General features: G+C 39.2%; 10 protein-coding genes. 7 read left to right on the forward strand and 3 right to left on the reverse strand.

All coding sequences use genetic code 11. From position 1 onward, the window contains the following. Positions 1–137 precede the first annotated feature (137 nt). Entirely contained in the window at positions 138–1793 is a 1656-nt protein-coding gene (locus JL001_RS09910) for an OstA-like protein (protein ID WP_200975931.1), read from the reverse strand. A 49-nt stretch (positions 1794–1842) separates the two neighbouring features. Here JL001_RS09910 and tilS point away from each other — a divergent pair, with 49 nt between their 5' ends. From tilS to JL001_RS09935, 5 genes are all read left to right on the forward strand, one after another. Beyond that, positions 1843–3165: a tRNA lysidine(34) synthetase TilS gene (gene tilS, locus JL001_RS09915; RefSeq protein WP_200975932.1), complete on the forward strand. Its 1323-nt coding sequence runs from the start codon at positions 1843–1845 to the stop codon at positions 3163–3165. Between the two features lie 6 nt (positions 3166–3171). Further along, a complete protein-coding gene (locus tag JL001_RS09920) occupies positions 3172–3687 on the forward strand; it encodes a Crp/Fnr family transcriptional regulator (RefSeq protein WP_200975933.1) in 516 nt (171 codons plus the stop codon). A 184-nt stretch (positions 3688–3871) separates the two neighbouring features. Continuing rightward, positions 3872–4810 carry a malate dehydrogenase gene (gene mdh, locus JL001_RS09925; RefSeq protein WP_192008478.1) on the forward strand — a complete coding sequence of 313 codons (939 nt, stop codon included), beginning with the start codon at positions 3872–3874 and terminating at the stop codon, positions 4808–4810. Positions 4811–4948: 138 nt separating this feature from the next. Beyond that, positions 4949–7675: a hypothetical protein gene (locus JL001_RS09930; RefSeq protein ID WP_200975934.1), complete on the forward strand. Its 2727-nt coding sequence runs from the start codon at positions 4949–4951 to the stop codon at positions 7673–7675. A 77-nt stretch (positions 7676–7752) separates the two neighbouring features. Then, positions 7753–9408, forward strand: coding sequence for a mechanosensitive ion channel family protein (locus JL001_RS09935; protein ID WP_236252767.1), 1656 nt, complete (start codon positions 7753–7755; stop codon positions 9406–9408). A 1-nt stretch (position 9409) separates the two neighbouring features. Here the strand turns inward: JL001_RS09935 and JL001_RS09940 are convergent, their stop codons facing one another. Beyond that, positions 9410–10120 carry a TVP38/TMEM64 family protein gene (locus tag JL001_RS09940; RefSeq protein WP_200975936.1) on the reverse strand — a complete coding sequence of 237 codons (711 nt, stop codon included), beginning with the start codon at positions 10118–10120 and terminating at the stop codon, positions 9410–9412. 140 nt (positions 10121–10260) lie between these two features. On the opposite strand from JL001_RS09940, the gene JL001_RS09945 reads away from it, so the two are divergent. Together JL001_RS09945 and JL001_RS09950 are read left to right on the forward strand one after the other, a co-directional pair. Continuing rightward, on the forward strand, positions 10261–10812 hold the full coding sequence (locus tag JL001_RS09945) for a hypothetical protein (protein WP_200975937.1): 552 nt from the start codon (positions 10261–10263) through the stop codon (positions 10810–10812). A 126-nt stretch (positions 10813–10938) separates the two neighbouring features. Continuing rightward, positions 10939–12084: a PLP-dependent aspartate aminotransferase family protein gene (locus tag JL001_RS09950; protein WP_200975938.1), complete on the forward strand. Its 1146-nt coding sequence runs from the start codon at positions 10939–10941 to the stop codon at positions 12082–12084. On the opposite strand, the gene JL001_RS09955 is transcribed toward JL001_RS09950, so the two are convergent. Then, positions 12081–12920 carry a hypothetical protein gene (locus JL001_RS09955; protein WP_200975939.1) on the reverse strand — a complete coding sequence of 280 codons (840 nt, stop codon included), beginning with the start codon at positions 12918–12920 and terminating at the stop codon, positions 12081–12083. The genes JL001_RS09950 and JL001_RS09955 overlap by 4 nt on opposite strands. Between the last annotated feature and the right edge of the window lie 3 nt (positions 12921–12923).

Genomic DNA, 12923 nt, shown 5'->3' on the forward strand with positions numbered 1-12923 from the left:
TGTGGGTATTTCTAAATCTTATACGTATAAAAATACCGATAAGATTCGTTCTTTTAAAGGAATGGCGGTTAAAAAATGTTAAGCCCTGTGAAATTTTTTTTAAACGGTTTCGTTTTGCCCTAATGGCATGGTCAAGTTTAGGGTTTTTCTTGTTTATTAGACTCTTTTTCAAGCCATTCGTTTATGATGATTTGTATTTCATCTTCGTCCGGAAAGGGGATTCTGATGTTTGGCTCATTAAAAAGATTCTTCCGATTTTCGTCTTTGCTTTTTGGCGTACGCCAGGCATTAATCATTTCCATGGATGGCTTTTCTTCGATTCTCCAAACGAAACCTTCCAGCTTGGTGTTTTCTTCTTTGAGCATGTGAGGAGGGATAAAAGAAGCCTCGGGGTTGATGGTGTGGTTGATGCTCGAAACATTTCCTTTTTCAAAGTGCATAATGATTTTTCCGCAAAGCAAGGTGTTTACTCCTTGTAATGTGGTGTCATTTTCGAGAGCGAAATACAGAGATTCTCCATTCCCCTCAACATCGAGTTTTGTCATTTCTCCTTCTGCAAAAAAACCGGTCATTTCACGGCCTTTGATTTGGTTGAAATTGGCAATTGTGTCAGAGGTGATGGCGAAAGCATTGTCTTTCAAGAAGGCACGGTCAATGTCTTCATTGGCAATGAGAAAGTGGATGCTATCAGCGGATATTTGGCTTTTATTGTTCCATAGAAGTGGATCTCCGTAAAGATAAATTGTGGAATCGGAATAAATATATACGGTAGAATCCGCTCTGCCTGAAAGCTCTCCTTTGATAAGTCGGGTATTGGGAAATGCGAGCATTCTTCTTTCCTCAACTAGCTCGCTGTCTTTGCTGATGAGCGTGTCCGCGGTCATAAACAGGGTGTCCGATTCAAAATATTTTTGAACCAAGGCATTACCATATACCTCAGAGTATTTTTCTTCTTCCCAATATTTGCCGAAATCTCCAAAAACCTCAATGTTTCGTTCTTTATTGAAAATACTTACATCTTCATTGGCTTCATAGTATTTCTTGTTTTCATCATAAAAGAGTTCTTTACCAATGACGCGACTGGTTTCATTTTCCACATCTCCTTCATAGAAGCGGAAAAGCTTGTTTTGGGTGTCGTAGAAGCTGCCTTTTTGGGCGTTGAGCTCATCTCCCTGGGTGGAGAGTATATTGGTTAGACCTTCTGTTTCTGCAGTTTTTGGTTCGGTATAGTAGAATAATGTATTTGACTTTAAGGTGTATTCGGGGTTGACCAAAATGACATTGTCTCTAAAAGTAATCTTTTCAATTTGGGTTTCGTACCTACCTGTTTGACTTGTCAAAACGTTAGTTGAATCGACCACTTTTCCTGAGTTGAAATAGTCAGCTATTCCTGTTCTTCTATTGTAGTCCAGAAAGTCAGTATAGAGCGTGGTGGAGCTTTTCTTAAAAACTACATTATCCCTAATTTTGGCAAGTTGAGTATTGCCATCGTAGTCGGCATATCTGCTGGTGCTGGTCACAGTATCTTTTGGATTATCGATTTTTACATGACCAAAAAGTTTTGCTTTGTTTTCCTTTTCATAAAAATAAGCAGAGTCGCAGTGGATGATGGTGCCTTGGTGATTCATAATCACATTATCAATAAGCCTTTGAATGGCCCCTGCTGCCTGCAACCGGTCTGCTTGGACAATTTGAATTGTTCTGGTGGTTCCTTGGTTTTGGGCTTGAGCAACTTTTAGGCTCAAAGTCAAAAAAAGGAATATATATAGGTATGTGAAATTCTTTTTTAGCATTCTAATTTTAATCAACGACAAAATTAATCAAAAATGGTATTTTTGGTTTATGCTTGAACAGTTTATCAGTCATATACGGACAAAAAAGCTTTTGGATACCGATAAGCAATATCTTTTGGCCATCAGTGGGGGGATAGATAGTGTGGGGCTGGCCAGGTTATTAAAGAAATCGGCTATACCTTTTCGAATGGCTCATTGCAACTTTGGATTGAGAGGGGAAGAAAGCGACGGTGATGAGTTGTTTGTCAGAGAGCTGGCTCAAGAGTTAGGGGTGGAGATTTCAGTCAAAAGATTTGAAACTAAAGTATATGCTTCTGAAAAGGGTGTTTCTACTCAGATGGCAGCCAGAGACTTAAGGTATACTTGGTTTGAGCAACTTCTTGAAGAGTTTGACTTGGATGGTGTAGTGGTGGCCCATCATGCTGATGATCAGCTAGAGACAGTGCTGCTCAATTTGTTTCGAGGAACCGGTATCGAAGGTATTTACGGCATGTCTGAAATACGGGATTATATCATTCGTCCGCTTTTGCCTTTCAGTAGGGATGATATTGAAAATTTTGCGGTGAAAGAACGGTTTGACTGGAGAGAAGACAGTTCTAATAGCGAAAGTAATTACAAAAGAAATTTTCTGCGTAACGAGGTTTTGCCATTGATCAAGCGCCATGATGAGGCTTTTGAAGGAAATCTTCGACAAAGTTTTGATCGCTTAAAGGATACAGGCAAAGCATTTTTTCATTTGTTTGATGCGTGGAAAAAAGATCATGTCAAAACAGATGGAGAAATACAGTTTCTGGAAAAGGATGGACTCAAGCAGGTTCCCGGAAGAAAATCACTGCTTTACTATTGGTTGAGGGATTATGGGTTCAATAATGCTCAAGTATACGATATATTGGATGTCTTATGGTGTGGAGAAGTAGGGCAGCGTTTTGAGTCCGAGCTATTTATGGTTAATGTGGACCGGGAGTATTTGATTTTGGGCAAAAAAGTAAAAGATTTTGAAGAGGTACTTCTGGAAAAGACAGACTTGGAATTGTCATTTACTGAAAAGGTCTATGATATTTTGGTCTTACCTGCTGACAGTTCATTGGATATACGGTCAGAAAATGCCATGTTGGATAGGGATAGTATAAAATTTCCCTTGCTTTTGAGAAGGTGGAAAGAAGGTGATCGGTTCAGGCCTTTGGGGATGCGAAAGTTTAAAAAAATCAGTGATTTTTTGATAGATTTGAAAGTGCCAGTGATCATCAAAAAAGATGTCAAGGTGCTCTGCGATGCCGATGGTGAGGTGGTTTGGGTTTTGGGCTACCGGGTAGATGATCGGTTTAAGATTACCCCAGTCACCAAGGAGGTGATGTATTTTAAATTAAAATAGAGGAATATGCTTAACCCTTTTAAAAGAACATATACCGAGGGAGAATTAAAGATTTTTGAATTTTTAGCCAATACCCAGTTTTTTAATGCACTCAGACATTCGGAGATGTATCGGTTTATGCCGGCTATCCACCACAGGAAATACCAAAAGGACGAGGTGGTGTTTTTTAGGAATGATCCGAGTCAAGCACTTTATATTGTAAAGAGTGGCATGGTAACATTGAATGTGGATATTAAGGATAATTTTGAAACCATTTTGAGGGTTAGGCCAGGTACCGCATTTGGGGAAAATGCATTACTGGATAATGCCAAAAGGATTTATACAGCCATGGTGGAGTCAGAGGAGGCAGAACTGATGGTGATTCCAAATTATGCGATGAAAGAAGTTTTTGATAGCAGCCCTAAGATCAAAGCCAAGATGCTTACTTCACTAGCGGCCTTTTACAATACCAACAACCATAGACTGTTTTCTTCCTATAGAAGCTCTTTTGGTTTCTTTAATTTAGGCCAAATGTTTGAGTGAGTTTGGTTTGGCCAAAAACCAAAAAGAGCCTTGATTTTTCAGAAGTGTCTGATTTACGATTTTGAAGCTGAAAAGGCAGCGAAATACCTCAACTAATCAAGGGATTGCTTTATAAAATAGGCTTTCTTTAATATCTTAGCGGAGCTTTTCAAAAGTTCAATAAAATTATAAAAAATCATAAATCATGACTAAAGTAACCGTAGTTGGTGCCGGTAATGTTGGGGCAACTTGCGCTGATGTTTTGGCATACAGAGAAATCGCCGAAGAGATCGTATTGGTAGATATCAAAGAAGGTGTAGCAGAAGGCAAAGCCCTTGATATTTGGCAAAAAGCTCCTATCAATGCTTATGACAGCAGAACAGTAGGAAGCACTAACGACTATACTAAAACCGCTAATTCTGATGTAGTGGTAATCACTTCAGGTCTTCCTCGTAAGCCAGGCATGACCCGTGACGATTTGATCGAAACCAATGCTGGTATTGTGAAGTCTGTGACTGAAAATGTTATCAAACATTCTCCAGACGCAATTATCATCATCGTTTCTAACCCTCTTGATGTGATGACTTTCCAAGCGCACATCACTTCTAAGTTACCACGCACCAAGGTAATCGGTATGGCCGGTATATTGGATACTGCAAGGTATAGAGCATTTATTGCAGAAGAGTTGAACATTTCTCCTAAAGAAATCCAGGCGATTTTGATGGGAGGACACGGTGATACCATGGTGCCGCTTCCTAGATATACTACTGTGGCAGGTATCCCAGTGACTGAATTGATCGAGAAAGACAAGTTGGATGCGATCATCGAAAGAACCAAATTCGGTGGTGGAGAATTGGTGAAATTGATGGGGACTTCAGCATGGTATGCTCCAGGATCTGCAGCAGCTCAAATGGTGGAAGCCATCGTTAAAAACCAAAAAAGAGTATTCCCAGTTTGTATCAAATTGGAAGGTGAATACGGAATTGATGACTGCTATTTAGGTGTACCGGTTATTTTGGGTAAAAACGGTATCGAGAAAGTGATCGAACTTGATCTAAATGAAGAAGAAAAAGCATTGTTGGAAACTTCCAGATCTCACGTAAAAGAGGTGATGTCTGTATTGGAGAACCTTGCTACAAAGTAATTTCTTTTTGATCTCAGAAAATACTAATCCCGGCCTCAGGTCGGGATTTTTGTTTTTGGCTGGATTATAATTTGAAAGTACAAAAGCTTGTTTTTATTTTACGTTTATATGTAAATCAAAATATTTGCCTACTAGAGTATGTTGAAGCGTTTATTGGTAGTTTTGCTGATTGTGATTTTGGGGTTGGCTGCTTACCTTTTCTATAGTTCAAGAGCTTTTACGGAAGAGTTAGATGCTGTTGATTTGGTTTCGGACGAAGCCATTTTTGTATTTGAAACCGATGAGCCTGTTCAGGTTTGGAATCAATTGGTGAGTCAGCCTATCTGGAAAAGGTTATCGGCAGTACCTTCCTTAAAGGGAGTGGAAAAGCAGCTGGTAATGTTGGATAGCCTTACCGGAAGGTCAGGGAAGTTGGAGAGTACACTAAGCGGTAACCAGTTTGTGGTTTCTTTGCACCCAACAGCTAAATCAGAGTTTGATTTTTTGTTTTTGACTGCATTCAAAGACAAAGGCCAAAACGATTTTATCAATTCCATCAAAAACAGGGTGGACGCCTCCAACTTAAATGCAAGGAATTATAGTGGAGAAACCATTTACGAATATAATGACCAAGAGCAGCAGACTACGCTGTCCTACGCTATGCTGGAGAATGTGGTGGTTGCCAGTTACAATTCATTTTTGATTGAAGAAGCCATCCGTTACGTTAAATCCGAAAATTTGAGGAGTTTTAAAGATGCCTATCAAGAACTGTACGACTCCAAGCCTAGGCCTAAGGATGGCTTGGGGATTTTTAGAATAGGAAGCCGAGGAGTAGCCACTTTTGTCAAAGGAATTGTCAAAAACGAGAATTTGGATTTTATCAATAACTTTTCCCAGCTCCAACTATCAGCCAATCTCGAACTGAAATTTGCAGAGAACAAAGTGTTTTTGGATGGGTTTACTTTTTATAAGGATGGGGACAAAATGGACTTTGCCAATGACAAGCGAGGAGGAGGAAGTCTTTTTAGTAATTATATATCCAATAGAACTGCCATATACTATCAGTACAATATCAATGAAAGTGAGCAGATAGAGGCTCTGCATAATTATGCTTTTGAACCTAAAAATACCTTAAAAGGGGATGTGGACAAGTATGTGATTGGAAAAGGGTTTTTAGAAGATTTGTCTGGGGAAATTGGCTTTATGATTTTAGAAGAATTGCCCAATATGGAGATGGATAAGGTACTGATCATGAAGACAGCTGATCTTGAAGCACAGATGGGATTATTGAAATCTTTCAGTTTAGCATTGAGTGAGGGGGATTCATCTCAATTGATCAGTGATTATTATAAGGAAAATGAAGTGTTTCAGATCAATCAATCCGAATTTCCAGCACACCTTTTCAGTGGTCAGTTTAAAGGGTTTACAAGAACCTACATTACCCAATATGATGACATGATCGTAATGGCCAATAATATGAAAGCCATTAAGGTTTTTGTGGATGATATCTACAATGACAATACTTGGGGAAGATCCTTGAACCAAAGGCGTTTTTTGGATGGGGTGTCCAAAAATGCCGGTTTTAATTTTATCATCAACATTCCTAGGTTTTGGAATACGCTCTTGGATGATAGTTCACCAGACTGGCAAGCGCTATTCCAGAAATATGCACCCCAACTTAAGTCCATTGACTTGATGGCTTTACAACTCAGTGAAGTGGGCAGCAATCAATATGTGAACTTAGAACTGGGCTATAACCTGAATCCAATCAAGTCTGTCCAGGATATTCTGTTGACAGAAAGTATGGGCTTGCGTTTTAGTGAAAACCTGATTTATGGTCCCAAAGCCATAGAGAACTTCAATGACAAAAGCACAGACTTTGTGGTTCAGGATGAAATGAACAATATCCACTTTTTCAATGATGAAGGAGAAAGGATTTTTGATAGAGGCATAGAGGGCAAAATAGTCAGTGATATTTTTCAAATTGATTATTATAAGAATGGGAAATTGCAGATAGTATTTGCTACGGAAAATGCTATTTATGCATTTGACCGATTGGGAGAAGCATTGCCAGGATACCCGATCCGGTTGCTGGATGATGGAGCCATTACTCATATGAATTTGGTGGATTATAACAACACCAAAAATTACCGGTATTTTGTAGCCGCTTCAAATGGTGATCTTTACCTATTCGACAAAAAAGGAAATAACCTAGAAGGTTGGACACCTAGGAAGACTTCTGGAAAGTTAGCGACCGTCCCAACCCACTACAGGCTTTCAGGAATAGGAGATTATATGGTAGCCATGAATCAAAACGGAGAATTGTACATTATGAATAGGCGCGGGGAACTACAGACCGGCGGAGGTCCTATTAACTTAGGGGAAGGAGTGTCTACAGATTATGTGTTGTTACAAAGGGGAGATCAAGGGGAAACACAGTTGGCGACCATTTCAGGTGAGGGAGAAGTGGTTCGTGTTAATTTTAACGGTGAGCTTACTTTTCGGAACCAACTTTTAAGGCCAGATAAAAGCACTCGATTTAACTTAGTAAAGGATCAATCAGGTGATCAATACTTACTTGTGATTCATGAGTTTAATAGGGTTTCGGTAATGAGCAGCGAAATGGAGGTGCTTTTTGAAAAGAATATGACCTCAGAAGACCTTGACTTTCAGTTTTTCTCCTTTGGATCCGACAAAAATATTTTTGTCATCATTGACCAAGTTCAAGAGTTCATTTATCTCTATAATCTCAATGGTGAATTGCTCAATACTAGACCAATTAATGGTAGCGGAGAGATAGAAGTAAAGTATTCAGGAAGTAAGAATGAATACGGTATTTATACAATTCATCAAAATCAATTTGCGACTTATAAGCTGCCCTTATGATTGGCTGTGGGATCAAGTCGCATAAATGTGTAGTTTTGTCAAATATTCAACATAGATCAATTATTATGAGGTTTCGAATGAAGCTTTTCCTCCTTGGGATAGCGTTTGTTTTTACCAATAATCTTTTTGGGCGGCAGGCCATGGTTGAAGATCCCCTTCAATCTATTAGTGATACAGTTTCTTATTTAAACTTGTCTTCACCTTACCATACCACCTTGACTTTCTTTCACAACTTGGAAGAAGAGAATTATAAGCCCGGTTTAGCAGCCAAGACCTTGGGCGGTTATGAAATGGATACTGATGATGCCATCAAACAGGTGGTCAAATTGAAGCAGATCTTTGATGGGAGAGGGGTATATGTAGATATGGATGATGTTCCCAACGAACCTCAATATGCCGATTCAGCTCACAGCTATCAGCAAAAATTCTACTTTGACACCCATAGGCTTCCACAGATATTTTTGGAGAAGGTAGGGGATGATTGGAAGTTTTCCCGCTTTACAGTCTCTCAAATTAATGAAATACACAAAGAGACTTATCCTTACGGTACAGATAAACTGCTGAATTTATTGCCAAAGATTGGGCAGCAGAAATATTTTGGGCTACACTTATGGCAATTGGTTGGGATATTTATTTTGTTGCTGTTTGTTTTTACTGCACATAAGCTTTTTACTTTCATTGTCGATAGGGGGCTTTTTCATGCTTCTAAAAGTGTGGGTTACATGCATGTGGCCGAGAAGTATTTACTGCCTGTCGCCAGGGTAATCAGTATTTATTTTATTGTGCTGCTGATGGATATTTTTATCCGTGTCTTACAATTGCCTATTGAAATCGTTTCTTGGATTGCTTTGCTGCTGAATGCCGCAAAACCCTTTATCATCACCATAGTTTTTTATAAGCTTGCGGATTTGCTTTCTGCGTATTTTGAAAGGCAAGCTGACAAGACAGAATCCAATTTGGATGATCAATTAGTGCCTTTGGCTAGAAAGACCTTAAAGGCTTTTGTGATAGTAATTGGCTCCCTTTTTATTTTGAAAGAGGGCTTACAAGTGGATATTTGGCCTTTTTTGACAGGTCTATCTATCGGTGGTCTGGCCTTTGCTTTGGCCGCCCAAGATACCATTAAGAATTTCTTTGGATCGGTAATGATTTTTATTGACAAGCCATTTCAAGTGGGTGACTGGATTACCAGTGGAGATGTGGACGGTACTGTTGAAGAAGTTGGCTTTAGATCGACCAGAGTAAGGACTTTTCGGAATTCTCTGATGTACATTCCCAATGGTCGTATTGCTGATGCCACAATTGATAATCATGGTTTGAGGCAATATCGAAGGTTCTATTCGACCATAACAGTTACTTACGACACGCCACCTGAGTTGATCAATGTTTTTGTGGACGGTTTGAGGGAAATTGTGAAAAGCCACCCTAAGACCAGAAAAGATTATTACAATGTATACTTTAACAACATGTCTGCATTCAGTTTGGACATCATGTTTTATGTGTTTTTTGAGGTGCCTACTTGGGGGGATGAGCTTCAGGCTAGACATGAGGTGTTGATCCAAATTGTGAAATTGGCCAAGGAACTAGGAGTCAATTTTGCATTCCCTACGCAAACATTGCATATGGAAACATTCCCGGAAAAGGAAGGACTGTCTCCTATTTATGAAGATAACATCGATACTTATAAGAAAAGACTGGATGCGTTTATCCAAAAGGAGATGCAGAAGAAGTAAGCTAGGTTTTGGAGCGGTCTGATCTAAAAAAACGGATAATCCCCCAAATGCTCAGGACAAGCAAAGCTAAGAAAAGGAAGCCTTCAAGGCTTCCTTTTCTGTTTGACAGGGCTTCTAAAATTGATTCAGCCATAACTCCCATTCCAAAGGCCATTACAGTTCTGGGGAGCATACCGAAAAGTCCATAAATCAAGACATTTTTCCAGCCAGTTCGGAGCAAGGCAAAGAGTAAATTGGACAGTGCGAAAGGAATAACCGGGCTAATCCTGACAAAGAATATTAAAGTGCCCATTTTACTTCTTTTTTCTTGTACTACTTGGGCAGCTTTTGGGTAATTTTCTAGAAGAATACCCAAGCTGTTGTGGTCTAGTTTTAGCCCAACAAAGTAGCCTAAAAGGCTAGCCAGAGAATAGGAAATAACCAAAAAAGGAAAGACAGTCCAACCCCAAAAAAAACCAGTGATTAGAGCCAATAAAGTGGTAGGGCAAAAAGCGAATCCCATCATGATACTACCGATTAATGTTAGCCCAAAACCTACAAGGAAGTTGGTTTCCCTCAGAGAAGATGTGTCGGTTTCATAAAGAAAACTAAGCAAAAGAGAGCTTCCAACAATGGGTATGATCATCACCCACAACAGGGCAAAGGCCATGGCTGGGCTATCTTTGTAAATTAACTTTAAGCGATGGAAAAGGCTGATGCTTTGAATGGGCATTTTTGAGTCAAATCTGCGCCGAAATTAGGTAATTTATTTTATTTGCGTTCAATTTTGCCTTTTTTGAATTCTGGGAATATGTTTTGATTTGAATCAAAAGATCTTTGTTTTGTCAATATAACCTTAACACTTTTTGAGCCATGAAAAAAGGAATAAGCTTACTGATATTGTTCATGTTGTTTGCCACATCGGCCTTTTTACAACAAAAAGATAAAGACCTCATTACTTTAAATGGAGTGAATGCCTTTACTTCGAAAACTGAAATTCTCCAACAATTTGGCGGGCCTATTGCCATTACCAAACCAGACTATGAATGTGGTTTTTTGTCTTCGGATGAACAAGGGGAGGTCTTTTATTCTTTGGAGTATGATGGTTTTAAATGGACGGGGACAGAAAAGCGAGACTATGTTTTGGAAGAGTTAAAAATAGAAAAAGTAGATAGCTTATTGATTAAGTTTCAAAGTGAATTGGTAAGCCAAAATACAAGTAGTACGAAGTTTTTAGAAATAGCAGGTGATTTAGAGGTAAGCGTTGATAAGAGCAAAGGAGGAGTTAATGCATGGTTTAAGTCGACCTTAAAGAATAAGGAAGTGGAGGTGTTTTGCATCACCGTTCCATTATATGATGATGCTTATCATTTTTATTTTGTAGATGACCGATTGGATTTTATAGCGTATTGGTCCCCTTGTTGATTTTGGTTTACAAGATTGTCTTTTTGGTCCGAATATGTTTTTTTGAATTTTTTAGGAAAGAGAACGGTAAATTTGTTTTCTTTGATTGAAGTTCAAGAGAAAAAAGCAGAAAAGACGAATTATACTATGAAATTTGGAACGAAAGTAATTCATGCAGGCGTAGAGCCTGATCCATCTACTGGTGCCATCATGACACCGATATTTCAGACTTCCACTTATGTACAAAAGTCTCCAGGTCAGCATAAGGGCTATGAGTATTCCAGGACTCATAATCCTACTCGGACAGCCCTTCAAAATAGCATTGCTGCTTTGGAAAATGGGAAGTATGGTTTGTGTTTTTCTTCCGGATTAGGGGCGATTGATGCGGTTATCAAACTTTTGAGTCCAGGTGATGAAGTGATCAGTACCAATGATCTATATGGTGGATCTTACAGGATTTTCACCAAGGTGTTTGCTAAATATGGGATCAAATTCCATTTCGTACCGATGGACGATCCAGCTTCCATAGAAAAATATATCAATGATAATACCCGTCTGATTTGGGCAGAAACGCCTACCAATCCCATGATGAACATCGTTGATATCAAAGGTTTGGCGGCCATAGCCCAAAAACATGATGTTTTATTGGGAGTAGACAATACTTTTGCAACTCCTTATTTGCAAAACCCGCTTGACCTTGGAGCAGATTTGGTCATGCACTCGGTTACCAAATATTTGGCTGGCCACTCTGATGTGGTGATGGGAGCACTGGTGGTGAACAATGATAAGCTGGCGGAGGATTTGGCCTTTATTCAAAATTCATGTGGAGCAACTCCTGGGCCTCAAGATTGCTTTTTGGTGTTGAGAGGAATCAAGACACTACACTTGAGAATGGAAAGGCATTGTCAAAACGGAAAAACCATTGCAGGTTACCTAAGGAACCACCCTAAAGTGGACAAGGTTTTTTGGCCAGGTTTTGAAGATCATCCCAATCACGATATTGCAGTTGAACAAATGAGGGGTTTTGGAGGCATGATTTCTTTTAGCACCATTGGAGACAAACTGGAGGATGCCATGACGGTTTTGAAGAATCTTCATTATTTCTCTCTAGCAGAATCTTTGGGGGGAGTGGAATCCCTATGTGGTCACCCTGCTTCGATGACCCATGCCAGCATTCCAAAAGCCGAAAGGGAAAAGGTTGGGTTGACTGATTCTTTGATCCGACTAAGTGTAGGAGTGGAAGATGCAGAAGATCTTAAAAATGACTTGGCCGCTGCGCTGGGTAAAATCTAACCTAAAATATCAGAAAAGAGATGTTGACATTGGCTAACCACTTTGGTGGTTAGCTTTTTTTTGTTGCTTTTCAGTGAACTGATCAGCGCCTGGTATTTTTTGGAAGGTAGTTCTTCTTTTTCAGAAAGTGTGTAAGTTAAATGTTGTAAAAAAAGATGGTTTTGGTACCACTTGTAAAGAAGCTGACTGAGCTCATTCATATGTTTGTGAACCACTTCTGTGAATGTAGCATTGAGGCCAGAAACAATTCGAACATTTTCTAAGGTGATGATTTCCTGAAGCCCTTCATAAATATCTTTAATTTCCTTAGCCTCCAGTTTTTTCTCGCTGTCAAACTTGAAGAATTCCAACTCCTCATTAATGATCTGGATTGTGGAAGTATTGATCATCAAAGGCCTTAAGTTTTTGCTGTGTTCAAATGCCTCCCGGTAAAGATCTTCCCAGATATTCAGGGGAGTGGCCATGATGACATCATAAGCTTCGGTGTAAATACTTTTCTTGTCTCTCAAAAGCTCCCTTTCATAAGTAGAAAAAGTAGTTTGCGTTTTGATGGATTCTGACTCAAGAGCTTCCTGAATCAACTTGATATGAAGGACTTTTTTGAGGCTTTTAAATAATTCTTTATAAGGACCAAAAAGTTGAAATTTCAGCTTCTTTTCATTAAAGTGGATTCTGCTAAGCAGGTCAATGTAAATCTCCAGAAAGATCAGTTTTTCTTCCAACTCAATTGCCTTTTTTGACTTGAACAGCTTGGTCAAAGAATAAAACAGTTTTTTGGCCAAAGTGTACTGTTGGTCGAAGAGCTGAAAGATGGGAGAGACTTGTTGAACCTGCATAGT

This window comes from Echinicola sp. 20G (assembly GCF_015533855.1).
Lineage (GTDB): Bacteria > Bacteroidota > Bacteroidia > Cytophagales > Cyclobacteriaceae > Echinicola.